We start from the raw sequence: 17423 nt of genomic DNA, 5'->3' as shown, positions 1-17423 counted from the left end.
ACCTACTCGGCGGGACGCTAGTGAAGTCCGGTATCCGTGTGAAGACTTGGGGACGAAGTCGGTATGAACGGATGCCCGGGGCTCAGGCGCCGATCCGCAGCCCCGCCCAGAGCGCGACGGTCGACGCCGCCAGCGTGAGGGGCACGGTCAGCACGCCGAGGCGGGTGAAGGTCCCCAACTCGGCGTCCGTGCCGTGGTCGTGGAGGATGCGGCGCCACAGCAGCGTGGCGAGCGAACCGACGTATGTCAGGTTCGGGCCGATGTTGACCCCGATCAGGGCGGCGAGGACCGGGCCCGGGCCCGCGGGGGCGACGGCGGGCAGCAGGGCGAGGATCGCGGGCAGGTTGTTGATCAGGTTGGCGAGCACGGCGGCGACGGCCGCCACGGCGAGCAGCGCGGGCAGCGAGGCGCCGTCCGGCAGGAGCCACTCGATGCCGGAGCCGAGGCCGTTGTCGACGACCGCCTTGACGACGATGCCGAGCGCGAGCACGAACAGGCAGAAGAGGGGGTTCGCGGAGCGGACGAGTGCGGTGGCGTTCGTACGCCGTCGCAGCAGCGCACGGCTCGCGAGGACGGCGGCCCCCGCGAGGGCGGCCCACAGGGGTTCGAGGCCCGCGAGCGAGGTCACCACGAACCCGGCGAGCGTGAGCCCGAGGACGACCAGGGTGAAGACCGGCACGGGGGTCGGCTCGGTCTCCTTGGGCTCAAGGGCGCCCGCGTCCAGATCGACGGCGAAGTACCGCCGGAAGGCCACGTACTCGATGCCGATCGCGACCAGCCACGGCAACGCCATGAGCAGCGCGAACCGCGTGAAGCTCAGCCCGCTGGCGGTGAGGGCGAGGAGGTTGGTGAGGTTGGAGACGGGCAGCAGGAGCGACGCCGAGTTGGCGAGGTGGGCGGTGGCGTAGACGTGCGGCCGCGGCCTCGCCCCGACGCGGGCGGCGGTGGCGAAGACGACCGGGGTGAGCAGGACGACGGTGGCGTCGAGGCTGAGCACGGCGGTGACGGCGGCGGCCACCGCGAAGACCCCGCCGAGCAGCGCCTTCGTCCGCCCACCGCAGAGCCGGGCGACCAGATCCCCGGCGGCGGCGAAGAGCCCGTCGTCCGCGCAGAGTTGAGCGAGCACGAGAACGGCCGCGAGGAACCCCACCACGGGCAGCAGACTCTCGACCTCGGCGAGCGCATGCCGCGGCGAGACGGCCCCGACCCCCACGACGATCCCGGCGGCAGGCAGGGCGACGACGGCCTCGGGCCACCGCCGGGGCCGTATGACGGCGAACGCGAGCACGGCGAGCAGCAGGCCGACGGAGAGGATCTCGGCGGTGAGGGTGTTCAGGGGAGGCTCCGGGGCCCGGGGCTTGCGATGGTGCGGCGGGACGAACAGCACCCCGCCCGCCCACTCGATGGCCCCAGGGCAATCGGGTGGGCGGGCGGGAAAGATCCGCCGCGAAGCGGCGGTTCAGGCCGTACTGGCGAGAGGCTTCAGCCCTCCACGCCCAACTTCTCCAGGATCAGTTCCTTGACGCGGGCCGCGTCCGCCTGGCCGCGGGTGGCCTTCATGACCGCACCGACCAACGCGCCGGCCGCAGCGACCTTGCCGCTGCGGATCTTGTCCGCCACCCCGGGGTTACCGGCGATCGCTTCCTCCACGGCAGTGGACAGCGCGCCCTCGTCCGAGACGACCTTCAGGCCGCGCTTCTCGACGACCTCGTCCGGCGTGCCTTCGCCGGCCAGGACGCCTTCGAAGACCTGGCGGGCCAGCTTGTCGTTCAGGTCGCCCTTGGCGACGAGCTCGGCGACCCGGGCGACCTGCACCGGGGTGACACCCAGCTCGTCCAGGGCCTTGCCGGACTCGTTCGCCGCGCGGGCCATCTCGCCCATCCACCACTTGCGCGCGGCCGCCGAGTCGGCGCCCGCCTCGATCGTGGCGACGATGGGGTCGACCGCACCGGCGTTCAGGATCGACTGCATGTCGTGCTCCGAGACACCCCACTCCTCGCGGAGGCGGTTGCGGCGCACGCGCGGCATCTCGGGGAGACCGGCACGCAGTTCCTCGACCCACGTACGGGCCGGGGCGACGGGGACGAGGTCGGGCTCCGGGAAGTACCGGTAGTCCTCGGCGTTGTCCTTGATGCGGCCCGACGTCGTGGAGCCGTCCTCCTCGTGGAAGTGACGGGTCTCCTGGACGATCGTTCCGCCGCCGTTCAGGACGGCCGCGTGACGCTGGATCTCGAACCGCGCCGCACGCTCCACGGAACGGAGCGAGTTGACGTTCTTCGTCTCCGAGCGCGTACCGAACTCCTTACGCCCGTGCGGACGCAGGGACAGGTTCACGTCGCAGCGCATCTGGCCCTTGTCCATCCGGGCCTCGGACACGTCGAGCGCCTTGATGACCTCGCGTAGCTCCGCGACGTACGCCTTGGCGACCTCGGGAGCGCGCTCGCCCGCGCCCTCGATCGGCTTGGTGACGATCTCGATGAGCGGGATGCCCGCGCGGTTGTAGTCCAGGAGCGAGTGCGAGGCGCCGTGGATACGGCCCGTCGCGCCACCGACGTGCGTGGACTTGCCGGTGTCCTCCTCCATGTGGGCGCGCTCGATCTCCACGCGGAAGACCTCGCCGTCCTCCAGCTGGACGTCCAGATAGCCGTTGAAGGCGATCGGCTCGTCGTACTGAGAGGTCTGGAAGTTCTTCGGCATGTCCGGATAGAAGTAGTTCTTCCGGGCGAAGCGGCACCACTCGGCGATCTCGCAGTTCAGCGCGAGGCCGATCTTGATGGCGGACTCGACGCCGATCTCGTTGACGACCGGCAGCGCGCCGGGCAGGCCGAGACAGGTCGGGCAGGTCTGGCTGTTGGCGCCCTGCTTGAGCTCGGTGGAGCAGCCGCAGAACATCTTGGTCTTGGTGCCCAGCTCGACATGGACCTCAAGGCCCATGACGGGGTCGTACGTCGCGAGGGCATCCTCGTACGACACCAGGTCAGTCGTGACAGTCACGGTGAAACTTTCCCTCTCAACCCAGCAGGACGTCGTCGTCGCCGAGCTTCTTCAGCTCACGCAGGAGCAGAGCGAGGCCGGTGGCGATGGCGGCGGCGGAGACAGCGGCGTCGATGAGCCGGAGCGTGTCGTTGTCCTTGCGGGCCATACGGGCCTGCTTGACGACGGAGACCGCGCCGAAGGCGGTCGTGGCGATCGACAGGTACGCGCCGGGCTTGGACTTCTTGAAGCCCTTGGCCTTGGCAGTCATGGGACTCACAGTGACGGTGCCTCCTCAAGCAGCGGGTGACCCCACCTTTCCACGAAGGCGGCCTCTACGGCAGCGCCCACCTTGTAAAGGCGTTCGTCCTTCATGGCCGGGGCGATGATCTGCAGTCCGACGGGCAGGCCGTCCTCCGGCGCGAGACCGCAGGGCAGCGACATGGCGGCGTTGCCCGCCATGTTCGACGGGATGGTGCACACGTCCGCGAGGTACATCGCCATCGGGTCGTCGGCACGCTCGCCGATCGGGAAGGCGGTGGTGGGCGTGGCGGGCGAGACGATCACGTCGACCTGCTCGAAGGCCTTCTCGAAGTCCTTCGTGATCAGGGTGCGGACCTTCTGGGCGCTTCCGTAGTACGCGTCGTAGTAGCCGGAGCTCAGGGCGTACGTGCCCAGGATGACGCGGCGCTTGACCTCGTCGCCGAAGCCGGCCTCGCGGGTCAGCGCGGTGACGTCCTCGGCGGACTTCGTGCCGTCGTCACCGACGCGCAGGCCGTAGCGCATGGCGTCGAAGCGCGCGAGGTTCGAGGAGCACTCGGAGGGCGCGATCAGGTAGTACGCGGAGAGCGCCAGATCGAAGGACGGGCAGTCCAGCTCGACGACCTCGGCACCCAGCTCCTTGAGCAGCGCGACCGACTCCTGGAAGCGCTGGACGACACCGGCCTGGTAGCCCTCGCCGGCGAACTGCTTCACGACACCGACGCGCATGCCCTGTACGGAACCGTTGCGCGCCGCTTCGACAACCGGCGGGACCGGGGCGTCGATGGACGTCGAGTCGAGCGGGTCGTGCCCGGCGATGGCCTCGTGCAGGAGCGCGGCGTCCAGGACCGTGCGGGCGCAGGGACCGCCCTGGTCGAGGGAGGACGAGAACGCCACCATGCCGTAGCGCGAGACGCCGCCGTAGGTGGGCTTGACGCCGACCGTGCCGGTGACGGCCGCGGGCTGGCGGATGGAGCCGCCGGTGTCGGTGCCGATGGCGAGGGGGGCCTCGTACGAGGCGAGGGCGGCGCTGGAGCCGCCGCCGGAGCCGCCGGGGATGCGGGTGAGGTCCCAGGGGTTGCCGGTGGGGCCGTACGCGCTGTTCTCGGTGGAGGACCCCATGGCGAACTCGTCCATGTTGGTCTTGCCGAGGATGACGACGTCGGCTTCCTTCAGCTTGCGCGTGAGGGTCGCGTCGTACGGCGGGATCCAGCCTTCGAGGATCTTGGAACCGGCCGTGGTCGGGATGCCCTCGGTGGTGAAGATGTCCTTGAGTGCGAGCGGGACGCCGGCCAGCGGGCCGAGCTTCTCGCCCTTCTCCCGCTTGGCGTCGACGGCGCGGGCCTGCGCGAGGGCGCCCTCGCGGTCGACGTGCAGGAAGGCGTGCACCTTCTCGTCGACGGCCTCGATGCGGGCGAGGTGGGCCTCGGTGACCTCGACGGCCGTCAGCTCGCCGGACGCGACCTTCGCGGCGATCTCGGCGGCGGTGAGCCTGATGATGTCGATCTTGCTGTCCGTCATGGTGGGTTAGTCCTCCCCCAGGATCTGCGGCACCTTGAAACGCTGCTGCTCTTGGGCCGGGGCTCCGGAGAGCGCCTGCTCGGGGGTGAGCGACGGACGGACCTCGTCCGCGCGCATGACGTTCGTCAGCGGCAGCGGGTGGGAGGTCGGCGGTACGTCTTGGTCGGCGACCTCGGAGACGCGGGCGACCGCGCCGATGATGTCGTCGAGCTGTCCGGCGAAGTGGTCGAGCTCCTCGTCCTTCAGCTCAAGACGTGCTAGGCGGGCGAGGTGGGCGACCTCCTCGCGCGTAATGCCAGGCATGCGGCGATCCTCTGGGGGTGAGTGTGTGGTTTGTGGCCCCAATCCTATGGGGCCGCACCCCGTGCACGTGAAACGGATTCCCTCGGCGGGGGCCCGGCCGCTCCCCCGGGGTCCGTCCCCGGCTACTTCGCGATGTCGGCCCCGGCCTCCGCCCCGGCCTCGGCCTGCGCCGCGGCGGCCGCCTCCTCGGCGGCGACATCCACCGGCCTGCGCCATCCGCGGGAACCGCGGGCCCGCAGCCACGCGGTGGTCTCGTCCGGCGGCATCGCGGCGGCGACCAGCCAGCCCTGCACCGCGTCGCACCCCAGATCGCGGAGCCGCTCCCACGTCTCGTCGTCCTCGACGCCCTCGGCGACGACGAGCAGCCCCAGGGAGTGCGCGAGGTCGACCGTGCAGCGGACGATCTCCGCGTCTTCGTTGTCGACGGCCAGGCGTGCCACGAACGACCGGTCGATCTTCAGTTCGCTCACCGGCAGGCGCCGCAGGTGCACCAGGGACGAGTACCCCGTGCCGAAGTCGTCGAGCGACATCTTGACGCCGTGGCCGGTCAGTCCGGCCAGCGTGTCCGCGGCCCGCTGCGGGTCCTCCAGGAGGACGTGTTCCGTTATCTCCAGTTGGAGCGCTCCCGCGGGGACCCCGTGGCGGGCCAGGCGCGCGGCGACGGCACCCGCGAAGCCGGGCGTGTGGACGTCGCGGGGTGACACGTTCACCGCGACGGGGACCTTGAGGCCCATCGCCTGCCACTTCGCCACCTGGCAGAGCGCCGTCTCCAGGACGTACTCCGTCAGGTGCGGCATGAGACCGGACGACTCGGCGATGGCGATGAACTCGTCAGGCGGCACTTTCCCACGCTCGGGATGCACCCACCGCACCAGTGCTTCGAGCCCCGCGACCCGCCCGTCGAACTGGACCTTGGGCTGGTAGTGGAGCTCGACATCACCCGCGTCGAGTGCCCTGCGCAGATCACCCAACAGGCCGAGCCGGTCAGGGGTGTTGGAGTCCCGCTTGGACTCGTACACCTCGACGCCCGTGCGGTCGCGCTTGGCCTGGTACATCGCGACGTCCGCCCGGCGCAGCAGGCCCTCGGCGTCCATGGCGTGGTCGGGGAAGACGGCGAGTCCGGCGCTGGCCTCCAGGACCAGCGTCAGGCCGTCGAGGTCGAGGGGTGAGCCGAGGGCGGCGACCAGCGAGCGTGCCACGCGGGTGGCGGACGTCGTGGAGTCGGCGACCGGCAGCAGGACGGCGAACTCGTCGCCGCCGAGCCGCGCGGCCTCCGCACCGCGCGGCAGGGCGAGCCGCAGCCGGTCGGCGATCTGCAGCAGCAGACGGTCGCCCGCGAGGTGGCCGAGGGTGTCGTTCACCGACCGGAAGCGGTCCATGTCGATCAGCATCAGGGCGGAGCGCGCCCCGATCCGCTCGGCGTCGTCCAGGGCCGTCCAGGTCCGTTCCAGGAGCCACTGGCGGTTGGGCAGGCCGGTGAGCGGGTCGCGCAGCTGCTCCTCGGCCCTGGCCCGCGCGATCCACAGCGTCGAGTCGAGCGCGACCAGGGGGATCGCGAAGAGCGGGAGCAGGATGGGCGTGGAGGCGGCGACCACGCAGATCAGCGGGGCGATGCCGAGCAGCGCGACGCCGACGAGGCCCTGCCGCACCAGGGCCGTTCGGGTGACCGTGGGCAGGGCTCCGGTGCGCGGCGCGTGGACGTACCAGAGCAGGACGCGGGTGACGACGAGGTACGCGGCGGCGGCGAGCGCCACCTCGGGGGCCGAGTACAGGTTCCAGGTCTCGGGCAGCCAGGGCGACTCCGTCGACGGGGCCGTGCCGAAGGCGGCCATGGCGAGCGCGCCCGCGCCGATGCCGAGGATGTCGACCGCGCCGTGCAGGATGCCCTGGCGCCAGCGGTGGCGGCGCGCGACGCCCACCAGGACGACGACGGTGAGGCTGACCATTCCGGCGGGCACCCAGCCGTACAGCAGGAGCACGGCGACGGTCAGCGCGCCGCCCGAGCCCGTGCCGCCCCACCAGCGGTCGCGGCCGAGCGCGACGAGGTGGCCGACGATGAGACCCGTGAGGATGGCGAGGGACCAGCCGACCGTGCCGGAGGGGAACAGTGCGCCGCGTCCGGTGAAGGCGTGGAAGAAGCCCGTGCCGAGCACCACCGCGGCGATCGTCACGACGACAACCGGAAGCACCGGCCAGGGGTCGCGCTCGCCGGAGGGGTCGTCGGGGCCGTGCGCCTCGGCGCCGCGCCAGAGCGGCCTGCGCCGTCCCTCGACCCCGGTCTGCGTGGAACAGGGCCCGGCGTCCCTGCCGCCCGCGGTCTCGCCCACGCCGAGCTCCTGCGTGCCGTACCCGCCGACGGTGCTCCATGCCCGTTCGCGGCGCTCAACTGCGGTGCTCGGGGCGGGTCGCCGGCTCTCGGCTTCGCGCGCCTCGCGTGTCTCCCGTGCCGCTCTGCGTCCGCTGAGCCACGCGCCCGGTCCGCGCCGCAGGCGCGCGCGCAGCCGGGAGTCCGGTGCGGCGCTCTCGGTCGGTTCCATTCCCGTCCCTCTCACAGCCGGCGGTGCCCACGCCACGCGGACTCGCTCCAGAAGTCAGCCGCGTCTGAAACTCCTTCCCCGTGCTCCCGATGAGCAGGGGATACCCCAATCGCAGCGGGGCACGGCAGGCGCACACCTCAACAGTAGGCCGCAGAAGGCTTCTACGGGCAGCGGTCCACAACGGTTGCCCGAATGCGACCCGGCCACCCGTATGCATCTGGTATGCGCTGAACGGGTGGCCTTCAACCGCTACTCCTCGGTCGGAAGCGCGACTTCCGCTGCCGCGTCCGGCCCCTGTTCCAGCAGGACGGCGAAGCCTTCCTCGTTGAGAACCGGAACCTTCAACTGCATCGCCTTGTCGTACTTCGATCCAGGATTGTCACCCACAACTACGAAAGCTGTCTTCTTCGAAACGGAACCGGTCACCTTTGCTCCCCGGCTCTGCAACGCATCTTTTGCGCCATCCCGCGTGTGGTGCTCAAGCGTTCCGGTCACGACGACGGTGAGGCCTTCGAGGGGACGCGGCCCCTGGTCCTCTCCGCCGCCCTCTTCCTCCATGCGGACCCCGGCCTCGCGCCACTTGCGCAGGATCTCCCGGTGCCACTCCTCCTCGAACCACTGCTTCAGGGATGCGGCGATGGTCGGGCCCACACCCTCGACAGCGGCCAGCTCCTCCTCCGTGGCCTGCTCGATCCGGTCGACGGACCGGAACTCGCGGGCCAGCGCCTCCGCGGCGACCGGGCCCACATGACGGATGGACAGGCCCGTGATGACACGCGCGAGCGGGCGCTCCTTGGCCGCCGCGATGTTCTCCAGCATCGAGAGGGCGTTCTTCCTGGCCTCGCCCTGCTGGTTGGCGAAGACCGTGGCGATCTTCTCCTCGCCCGTCTTCGGGTCCCGCTTGGGCAGCCCGCTGTCCTGATCCAGTACGTACGCCTTGATCGGCAGGAGCCGCTCGATGGTGAGGTCGAAGATGTCGCCCTCGTCGAGGATCGGCGGCTCGGACGGTTCGAGGGGCTTGGTCAGGGCGGCCGCGGCGACATACCCGAAGTTCTCGATGTCCAGGCTCTTGCGGCCCGCCAGATAGAAGAGACGCTCGCGCAACTGGGCGGGACAGGACCGGGCGTTGGGGCACCGGAGGTCGATGTCGGCCTCCTTCATCGCGCGCAGCGCGGTCCCGCACTCGGGGCACTCGGCGGGCATCACGAACTCCCGCTCGGTGCCGTCGCGCAGATCGACGACGGGGCCGAGGATCTCCGGGATGACGTCGCCCGCCTTGCGCAGGACGACCGTGTCCCCGATGAAGACGCCCTTCTTCTTCACCACGTCCTGGTTGTGCAGGGTCGCGAACTCGACCTCGGATCCCGCGACCGTGACGGGCTCCACCTGGGCGTACGGCGTGACGCGGCCGGTGCGGCCGACGCCGACGCGGATGTTCACCAGCTTGGTGTTGACCTCCTCGGGGGCGTACTTCCAGGCGATCGCCCAGCGGGGGGCGCGCGAGGTCGAGCCGAGGCGGCCCTGAAGCGGGATCTCGTCCAGCTTCACGACGACGCCGTCGATCTCGTGCTCCACGGAGTGGCGGTTCTCGCCGAAGTACGTGATGAAGTCCCGTACGCCGTCGAGCCCTTGGACCACCTTGTTGTGCTGGGCGGTGGGCAGGCCCCACTCGTGCAGGAGGTCATAGGCGTGGCTCAGGCAGTCGATGTCGAAGCCCTCACGGGCGCCGATGCCGTGCACCACCATGTGCAGCGGGCGGGTGGCGGTGACACGCGGGTCCTTCTGGCGCAGTGAACCCGCCGCCGCGTTGCGCGGGTTGGCGAAGGGCTTGTCACCGGCCTCGACCAGGCGGGCGTTCAGCTCCTCGAACTTCTCCATGGGGAAGAAGACCTCGCCGCGGATCTCGACCAGGGCGGGGATCTTGTCGCCCTTGAGCCGGTCCGGGATGTCCGCGATGGTGCGGACGTTCGGTGTGATGTCCTCGCCCGTGCGGCCGTCGCCACGGGTGGCCGCACGCGTGAGCTTGCCGTCCTCGTACGTGAGGTTCACGGCGAGGCCGTCGACCTTCAGCTCGCACAGGAAGTGGTGGTCGCTGGTGCCGACCTCCTTGGCGACGCGGTCGGCCCAGGCGGCGAGCTCCGCGTCGTCGAAGGCGTTGTCCAGGGAGAGCATGCGCTCGCGGTGCTGGACCGCGGTGAACTCGGTCTCGTAGGCACCGGCGACCTTCTGGGTGGGCGAGTCGGGCGTGCGCAGCTCGCTGTACTCGTCCTCCAGGGCCTCCAGCGAGCGAAGGAGCTTGTCGAACTCGGCGTCACTGACGACCGGTTGGTCGTTCACGTAGTACCGGAAGCGGTGCTCCTCGATCTGTTCGGCCAGCTGGGCATGCTGATCCCGTGCCTCGGCGGGCACAGAGCCTTGCTGTTCGACAGCCACCGTTTCGTCCTCCCGTTACGTCATACCCAATTACTCAGGGTTGTCCGCGAGTGATCTCGCCGCCCGGGCGCAGTGGGCGAGCGCCGCGCGGGCGTACGCGGGAGAAGCCCCCGCGAGCCCGCACGACGGAGTGACCACGACCGACTCCGCGAGAGAACCCGGATTCAGCCCCAGCCTGCGCCACAACGTCCTGACACCCATGACGCTACCGGCAGGGTCTGACAATGGGCCGTCCACGCCCGCCACGACACCGGCGAAGAGCTTCGTGCCGGCCTCGACCGCCTCACCGATCGCCTCGTCGTCACGCTCGGTGAGCAGCGAGAAGTCGAACGAGATCGCGTCGGCGCCCGCGCGGCGCAGCAGCGCGAACGGCACGTCCGGCGCGCAGGAGTGCACGACGGCAGGACCGTCATGGACGCCCAGGACCTCCCGCAGGGTGCTCTCCACGAGCTGCCGGTCCACGGCGCGGTGCGTGCGGTACTCGCTCGCGGTCTTGATGTGTCCGCGCAGGACGGCCATGAGCGAGGGCTCGTCGAGCTGGAGCACGACCTGGGCGCCGGGGATGCGGCGGCGTACGTCCGCGAGATGGGCGCGCAGGCCTTCGGCGAGCGATCCGGCCAGGTCACGGCAGGCTCCGGGGTCGGAGAGCGCGGCCTCGCCGTTCTTCAGCTCCAGGGCCGCGGCCAGCGTCCACGGCCCGACGGCCTGCACCTTGACCGGCCCTTCGTACCCCTGGGTGAACTCCTCCAGGGCGTCGAGGTCTTCGCCGAGCCACGCCTTGGCGCGGCGCGTGTCCCGTCCCGGCCGGTCGCCGATCCGCCAGCCGCTGGGCTCCACGCGCGCGTAGAGCTCGACCAGCATCCCCGCCGTCCGGCCGATCATGTCGGCGCCGGGCCCGCGCGCGGGCAGCTCCGCCAGATACGGGAAGTCCTCGAAGCTGCCGGTGACGGTCTTCGCGGCCTCGCGGGCGTCGCCGCCGGGCATGGACCCGATGCCGGTGGCGGGGCCCCAACTGATCGCGTTCACTGTCCGGGCCGCACCGTCAGGTCGTTGACCTCCGCGTCGCGCGGCAGGTCGACGGCCATCAGGATCGCCGTGGCGACCGACTCCGGGTCGATGAAGCGGGAGGGGTCGTACGCCTTGCCCTCCTGCTGGTGGACCTTGGCCTGCATGGCGCTCGCCGTGCGCCCCGGGTAGACGGACGTGACGCGGACGCCGTTCGCGTGCTCCTCGGCGCGCAGGGCGTCGGCCAGGGCCTTGAGGCCGTGCTTGGAGGCGGCGTAGGCGGACCAGTCGGCGTGGGCGTTCAGGCCCGCACCCGAGTTGACGAAGACCACGTGGCCCTGGGCGACGCGGAGTTGGGGCAGGAAGTGGCGGGTGAGCTCAGCGGGTGCGATGAGGTTGACGTTGAGCTGGTGGCGCCAGGACTTGGGGGTGAGGTCGCCGACCCGGCCCAGGTCGACGACGCCCGCGATGTGCAGCAGGGAGTCCACCCGGTCGGGCAGCGACTGGTGGCCGAAGGCCCAGGAGAGCTTGTCCGGGTCGGAGAGGTCGCCCACGAGCGTGTCCGACCCGGGGAACTGCGCCGCGAGTTCCTTGGCCCGGCCCGCGTCCCGTGCGTGCAGGACGAGGGCGTCGCCGCGTGCGTGCAGACGGCGCGCGACGGCCGCGCCGATGCCGGAGCCTGCCCCGGTGATCACATGTGTTGCCATGCGTCCATCGTCGCACCCCCCGGCAGCCGCAGGTCAGCGCATACCCACGGACTCCTCCAGGTAGGCGAGGGCGCCGACCGGCTCCTCGGCGAAGAAGACGAGACCGGTCAGCGGCACCGGCAGGAAGCCCTCGTCCTCCATGCGCTTGAACTGCTCCTTCAACCCGTCGTAGAAGCCTGCCGAGTTGAGCAGGACCACGGGCTTGCTGTGCTTGCCGTGCTTCTTCAGTTCGAGGATCTCGGTGGCCTCGTCGAGCGTGCCCGTACCTCCGACCATGATCACGATCGCGTCGGCCTTCTCCAGGAGCAGCGCCTTGCGCTCGGCGAGGTCACGGGCGATGACCATCTCGTCGGGCGCGGTGACGGTCCTGGCCTTGGCGGCGAGGAAGTCCACGGAGACGCCGACGAGCCCTCCGCCGGCCTCGTGCACACCATCGGCGACGACCTTCATCAGACCGCTCTCCGAACCGCCCCACACCAGGGTGTGTCCGCCCTTGCCGAGCAGCTCGGCGAATTCGCGCGCGGGGCGGGTATAGCGGTCGGGGAGATCGGCGGCGGAGAGGAAGACACAGATGTTCATGGCTTCACCGTACGATCCGGCACAGACTGGGTGGGACGCGGCCGTTCACAGAGCCCGAGCACTGGCAGAAGGAGACCACGGTGACAGCAGGACACAAGATCACCATCGAGCAGGGCACCGACCACGTACGGGTGGTGCGCGAGGGCCAGGTCGTGGCCGAGACCCGACGCCCGCTGCTGCTGCGCGAGACCGGCTACCCCGTGCGGTACTACCTCCCCCCGGAGGACGTACGCACCGACCTCCTGACCCCGACGGACACGACGACCTACTGCCCGTTCAAGGGCACGGCGTCCTACTGGTCGCTGCCGGGTGCCGAGGACGGCACGGACGGCAAGGACGGCAAAGACGCAGTGTGGGCGTACCCCGAGCCGAAGGACGCGGTGGCCGAGATCAAGGACCACTTCTGCTTCTACGAAGTAGAAACAGCGAAGTAGAAGCAGCGGAGTAGCTGCCGGAGGGAGGGCCGGCGGCGGAAGGGCCTAGGCCGCCGCCGTGGCCCTCTCCGTCGTCGCGATCGTCGCCGAGCCGACCACGCGCGTGCCGTCGTACAGCACGATCGCCTGGCCGGGGGCCACGCCGCGTACGGCCTCGGTGAAGGAGACGTTCAGGGTGCCGTCCACCAGCTCGGCAGTCACCTCTGTCTCTCCCCCGTGCGCCCGCAGCTGCGCCGTGTACATGCCGGGGCCCGAGGGGGCCGCGCCGCACCAGCGGGGCTTGATGGCCGTCAGGGCGGTGACGTCCAGGGCGGCCGCCGGGCCGACCGTCACGGTGTTGTTCACCGGGGAGATGTCCAGGACGTAGCGCGGCTTGCCGTCGGGGGCCGGGGTGCCGATCCGCAGGCCCTTGCGCTGGCCGATGGTGTAGCCGAAGGCTCCCTCGTGGGTGCCCAGCTTGTTCCCCTCGGCGTCGACGATGTCGCCCTCCGCCTTGCCGAGGCGGTCCGCGAGGAAGCCCTGGGTGTCGCCGTCGGCGATGAAGCAGATGTCGTGGCTGTCGGGCTTCTTCGCGACGGCGAGGCCGCGCTCCTCGGCCTCCGCGCGGATCTCCTCCTTGGTGGTGAGCGTGTCACCGAGGGGGAACATCGCGTGGGCGAGCTGGCGGTCGTCCAGGACACCGAGGACGTAGCTCTGGTCCTTGGCCATGTCCGACGCGCGGTGCAGCTCGCGCGTGCCGTCGTCGTTCACGACGACCGTGGCGTAGTGGCCGGTGACGACGGCGTCGAAGCCCAGCGCGAGGGCCTTGTCCAGGAGCGCGGCGAACTTGATCTTCTCATTGCAGCGGAGGCACGGGTTGGGGGTGCGCCCCGCCTCGTACTCGGCGATGAAGTCCTCGACCACGTCCTCGCGGAACCGCTCGGCCAGGTCCCAGACGTAGAACGGGATGCCGATGACGTCCGCGGCGCGGCGGGCGTCGCGGGAGTCCTCGATGGTGCAACAGCCTCGCGCGCCCGTGCGGAACGATTGCGGGTTCGCCGAGAGTGCCAGGTGCACTCCGGTCACGTCGTGCCCGGCTTCGGCGGCGCGCGCGGCGGCGACGGCGGAGTCCACGCCGCCCGACATGGCGGCGAGTACGCGAAGGGGGCGGGGGCGCTGCGGGGTCCGGTTCTCAGTCATAGCTCTAACAGGGTACGGGCCCGCGGGAACCAGTTGCCCGTGAGTAAGCGTTGACGATCGCATGGGGGAAGAACAGGACACGACGGCGGAGCGGGGGCGGGGGCGCCGGGGCGTCAACCGCCGGACGCTCCTGATCGGCGGCGCCGCGGCGGCCGCCGGCACGGCCGCGCTGGCGTCGGACGAGCTGGGCCGCCTGTGGTGGCGCCTTCCCGGCGTCGTCAAGAAGCGCAAGGAGGGCGAGGTCGACGCCAAGGGCGCGCAGTGGACAGCCGCATCCGACTACAACTGGCGCCGGGCGGACCGCCCCGACGACTACGGGATCGACATGGTCGTCATCCACGTGGTGCAGGGCGGGTACGCGACGGCGCTGAGGGTCTTCAAGGACCCGGCGCACGGCGCGGCGGCGCACTACGTGGTGCGCAAGGACGGCCACGTGGCCCAGATGATCCGCGAGCTGGACGTGGCGTTCCACGCGGGGAACAAGAGCTACAACGAACGGAGCGTCGGCATCGAGCACGAGGGCTTCGTCGACAAGAAGTCCTCGTTCACCGACGCCATGTACGAGTCGTCGGCGCGGCTCACGGCGGGCATCTGCGAGCGGTACGACATCCCGGTGGACCGGGAGCACATCGTCGGGCACGTGGAGGTGCCGGGCACGGACCACACGGATCCGGGGCCGCACTGGGACTGGGACCGTTACATACGGCTGGTGAAGAAGGCCCGCACCGCCCTCGGGTGACCCCCGCCGCCGCTAGCGCAGGTGCACCGGCAGCGACTCCACCCCGTACACGATCGACAGCTTGCGGAAGGCGAGCTCCTCGGGGGCGACCGCGAGCCGCATCTCGGGGAAGCGCCTCACCAGGGCGGGGTAGGCGGCACGCAGCTCCATGCGGGCCAGTTCGGCGCCGATGCAGCGGTGGATGCCGTAGCCGAAGGCGAGGTGGCCCGAGGCCTTGCGGTGCGGGTCGAAGCCGCCGCCGTCGGGGGTGTACTTGGCGTCGCGGTTGCCGCCGCTCAGGGAGCACAGGACCAGGTCGCCCTTGGGGATGCGCACCCCGGCTATCTCGATGTCCTCGCGGGCGAACCGCGGGAAGGCCACCTGTACGACGGTGAGGTAGCGCAGCGCCTCCTCGACGAAGGGGGCGGCGGCCGCGTCGTCCTCGCGCAGCCGCGCGGCGGTCTCGGGGTGCTGCAGGAGGAGCAGGGAGCCGAGGGCCACCATGCTCGCGGTGGTCTCGAAGCCGCCGGTGAGGACGCCGTCGGCGAGGCCGGCCAGCTCCTCGTCGTCGACGGTGTCGCCGTGCTCCTTCACGATCATGCCGAGCAGTCCGTCGCCCGGGTTCTCGCGCTGCTTCTTGACGACGTCCCTGAAGTAGGAGAGCGAGGCGGATATGGCACCGAAGGGAGCGGTCGCACCGCCGAAGAGGTCGAAGCGCTCCATGGCCAGCTGCTGGAAGTCGTGCCGGTCCTCGTACGGCACGCCGAGCAGTTCGCAGATCGTCAGCGAGGGGATCGGAAGCGCGAAGGCCTGGACGAGGTCGACGGGCCCTTCCGCGGCCTCCATCGCGTCGAGCCGCTCCTCGACGATGGCCTCTATCCGGGGCGTGAGGCGGCGCAGCCTGCGCATCGTGAACTCGGGCGTGAGGATGCGGCGCAGATGCGTGTGGACCGGGGGGTCACTGAAACCGAGGCCGCCGGGGTTCTGCTCCTCGACCACACCGGCGTTGCCCGCGAGGTTCGTGAAGTCGTTGCTGAAGCCGTCCGTCGCGCCGAGGACGGCCTTCACCTCGTCGTAGCCGGTGACCACCCAGGCGTCCATGCCGAACGGCAGCGGCACCTTGGATATCGGCTGCTCCGCCTGGTGCTCGGTGAGCCGGGCGACCGGGTCGAGCCCGTCGCGGCGCATCGGCGCGAGCAGGGGCTCGGGAAGCCGGGAGATCGCGGAGGCGCTGATCCCGTTCTTCTGGATCCGGGAGAGGTAGATGCGTCCGAGCCGCGCGGCGATGCGAGAGCGGAGGTTCGCCTTCAATGTGAACTCCATGAGGGGTTGTCGTGCAGCCCCGAAGAGGGGGGTGTCGTGCAGCCCCGAACGCGCGGAGCGGACTCGCGAGCGGCAAGCATAGATCGGCGGGCTGTGGGCGTCGTAGCCCGCTCCTGTGCCTGTCCGGCCTATAGCGGCTGAAACCGGCATCAACTCGGGGCGGAATCAGCACAGTCCAGCGTTACCTGCATCACCTACCGGCATAAACCGGGACCAACCCAGGTGTCCCGGACTCAGCTCAGCTCAGCCCAGCCGTCCGCGCCCGTTCCACCGCCGGTCCGATCGCCTGGGCCACCGCGGCCACGTCCGCCTTCGTCGAGGTGTGTCCGAGGGAGAAGCGGAGCGTGCCGCGGGCCAGGTCGGGGTCGGTGCCGGTGGCGAGCAGGACGTGGCTCGGCTGGGCCACGCCCGCCGTGCACGCCGAGCCGGTGGAGCACTCGATGCCCTGGGCGTCGAGCAGCAGCAGAAGGGAGTCGCCCTCGCAGCCGGGGAAGGTGAAGTGCGCGTTCGCGGGCAGCCGGCCGACCGGGTCTCCCCCCAAGATCGCGCCGGGGACCTCCGCGCGCACGGCGGAGACCAGATCGTCCCGCAGGGCGCCGATCTCCCGGGCGAACCACTCGCGCTGTCCGGCGGCATGCTGCCCCGCCACGGCGAACGCGGCGATCGCGGGCACGTCGAGCGTCCCGGAGCGCACATGACGCTCCTGCCCGCCGCCGTGCAGGACGGGCACGGGGCTGTACTCGCGGCCGAGGAGCAGCGCCCCGATGCCGTACGGGCCGCCGATCTTGTGCCCGGAGACGGTCATCGCGGCGAGCCCGGACGCGCCGAAGTCGACGGGCAGCTGACCGAAGGCCTGCACCGCGTCGGCGTGCAGCGGGATGTCGAACTCCCCTGCCACATCGGCCAGTTCACGGATCGGCTGAATGGTGCCGATCTCGTTGTTGGCCCACATGACGGTGGCGAGGGCGACGTCGTCGGGGTCGCGCTCGATCGCCTCGCGCAGCGCTTCGGGGTGCACGCGGCCGTACGCGTCGACGGGGAGGTACTCGACGGTGGCGCCTTCGTGCTCGCCGAGCCAGTGCACGGCGTCGAGGACGGCGTGGTGTTCGACGGGGCTCGCGAGGATCCGGGTCCGCGCGGGCTCGGCATCGCGCCGCGCCCAGTACAGGCCCTTCACGGCGAGGTTGTCGGCCTCCGTACCGCCCGCGGTGAAGACGGTCTCGCTGGGGCGCGCGCCGAGCGACTCGGCGAGCGTCTCGCGGGCCTCCTCGACGGTGCGTCGCGCCCGGCGACCCGCGGCATGCAGTGAGGAGGCGTTGCCGGTGACGGCGAGCTGGGCGGTCATCGCCGCGATCGCCTCCGGGAGCATCGGAGTGGTCGCTGCGTGGTCGAGGTAGGCCATGGTGGGCACGATTCTACGAGCCCCGCGGGCCCCCGCGTCCAAGCGGTG

At 70.9% G+C, this 17423-nt stretch carries 15 protein-coding genes; 2 read left to right on the top strand and 13 right to left on the bottom strand.

Features of this window, described 5'->3' with window-relative positions:
* Window positions 1-82 precede the first annotated feature (82 nt).
* The 10 genes from ACWGI2_RS35120 to ACWGI2_RS35075 all read right to left on the bottom strand — a co-directional run bounded on the left by ACWGI2_RS35120 (window position 83) and on the right by ACWGI2_RS35075 (window position 12319).
* Window positions 83-1336: an SLC13 family permease gene (locus tag ACWGI2_RS35120; RefSeq protein ID WP_453700111.1), complete on the bottom strand. Its 1254-nt coding sequence runs from the start codon at window positions 1334-1336 to the stop codon at window positions 83-85.
* A 146-nt stretch (window positions 1337-1482) separates the two neighbouring features.
* On the bottom strand, window positions 1483-2994 hold the full coding sequence (gatB, locus tag ACWGI2_RS35115; RefSeq protein ID WP_453699893.1) for an Asp-tRNA(Asn)/Glu-tRNA(Gln) amidotransferase subunit GatB: 1512 nt from the start codon (window positions 2992-2994) through the stop codon (window positions 1483-1485).
* A gap of 16 nt (window positions 2995-3010) precedes the next feature.
* On the bottom strand, window positions 3011-3244 hold the full coding sequence (locus ACWGI2_RS35110) for a hypothetical protein (protein WP_160507363.1): 234 nt from the start codon (window positions 3242-3244) through the stop codon (window positions 3011-3013).
* A gap of 5 nt (window positions 3245-3249) precedes the next feature.
* Window positions 3250-4755: an Asp-tRNA(Asn)/Glu-tRNA(Gln) amidotransferase subunit GatA gene (gene gatA, locus ACWGI2_RS35105; protein WP_453398069.1), complete on the bottom strand. Its 1506-nt coding sequence runs from the start codon at window positions 4753-4755 to the stop codon at window positions 3250-3252.
* 6 nt (window positions 4756-4761) lie between these two features.
* Entirely contained in the window at window positions 4762-5058 is a 297-nt protein-coding gene (gatC, locus tag ACWGI2_RS35100) for an Asp-tRNA(Asn)/Glu-tRNA(Gln) amidotransferase subunit GatC (RefSeq protein ID WP_016642027.1), read from the bottom strand.
* A 122-nt stretch (window positions 5059-5180) separates the two neighbouring features.
* Complete coding sequence (locus ACWGI2_RS35095; protein ID WP_453398068.1) at window positions 5181-7595, bottom strand: putative bifunctional diguanylate cyclase/phosphodiesterase; 2415 nt, start codon at window positions 7593-7595, stop codon at window positions 5181-5183.
* A gap of 249 nt (window positions 7596-7844) precedes the next feature.
* A complete protein-coding gene (ligA, locus tag ACWGI2_RS35090; protein WP_453398067.1) occupies window positions 7845-10028 on the bottom strand; it encodes an NAD-dependent DNA ligase LigA in 2184 nt (727 codons plus the stop codon).
* Window positions 10029-10058: 30 nt separating this feature from the next.
* Window positions 10059-11054, bottom strand: coding sequence for a methionine synthase (locus ACWGI2_RS35085; protein WP_453699891.1), 996 nt, complete (start codon window positions 11052-11054; stop codon window positions 10059-10061).
* Window positions 11051-11740 (bottom strand): SDR family oxidoreductase, encoded by a 690-nt coding sequence (locus ACWGI2_RS35080; RefSeq protein ID WP_453699890.1) that lies wholly within the window; start codon window positions 11738-11740, stop codon window positions 11051-11053. Before ACWGI2_RS35080 ends, ACWGI2_RS35085 begins: the two co-directional genes overlap by 4 nt.
* Before the next feature lie 33 nt (window positions 11741-11773).
* A complete protein-coding gene (locus tag ACWGI2_RS35075; protein ID WP_453699889.1) occupies window positions 11774-12319 on the bottom strand; it encodes an LOG family protein in 546 nt (181 codons plus the stop codon).
* A gap of 80 nt (window positions 12320-12399) precedes the next feature.
* On the opposite strand from ACWGI2_RS35075, the gene ACWGI2_RS35070 reads away from it, so the two are divergent.
* The gene (locus ACWGI2_RS35070; protein ID WP_453699888.1) at window positions 12400-12753 is read left to right on the top strand and encodes a DUF427 domain-containing protein; all 354 of its coding nucleotides are present in this window, start codon (window positions 12400-12402) and stop codon (window positions 12751-12753) included.
* A gap of 45 nt (window positions 12754-12798) precedes the next feature.
* Here the strand turns inward: ACWGI2_RS35070 and mnmA are convergent, their stop codons facing one another.
* The gene (gene mnmA / locus ACWGI2_RS35065) at window positions 12799-13932 is read right to left on the bottom strand and encodes a tRNA 2-thiouridine(34) synthase MnmA (RefSeq protein ID WP_453699887.1); all 1134 of its coding nucleotides are present in this window, start codon (window positions 13930-13932) and stop codon (window positions 12799-12801) included.
* A gap of 61 nt (window positions 13933-13993) precedes the next feature.
* On the opposite strand from mnmA, the gene ACWGI2_RS35060 reads away from it, so the two are divergent.
* A complete protein-coding gene (locus ACWGI2_RS35060) occupies window positions 13994-14671 on the top strand; it encodes an N-acetylmuramoyl-L-alanine amidase (RefSeq protein ID WP_453398061.1) in 678 nt (225 codons plus the stop codon).
* Window positions 14672-14683: 12 nt separating this feature from the next.
* Here the strand turns inward: ACWGI2_RS35060 and ACWGI2_RS35055 are convergent, their stop codons facing one another.
* Both ACWGI2_RS35055 and ACWGI2_RS35050 read right to left on the bottom strand, forming a co-directional pair.
* The gene (locus ACWGI2_RS35055) at window positions 14684-15961 is read right to left on the bottom strand and encodes a cytochrome P450 (RefSeq protein WP_453699886.1); all 1278 of its coding nucleotides are present in this window, start codon (window positions 15959-15961) and stop codon (window positions 14684-14686) included.
* Window positions 15962-16211: 250 nt separating this feature from the next.
* On the bottom strand, window positions 16212-17375 hold the full coding sequence (locus tag ACWGI2_RS35050) for a cysteine desulfurase family protein (RefSeq protein ID WP_453699884.1): 1164 nt from the start codon (window positions 17373-17375) through the stop codon (window positions 16212-16214).
* Between the last annotated feature and the right edge of the window lie 48 nt (window positions 17376-17423).

It is taken from the genome of Streptomyces sp. NPDC054866 (assembly GCF_053610745.1).
Note: the sequence above shows the minus strand (reverse complement) of the source record. Positions and strands in the feature narration are given on the sequence as shown.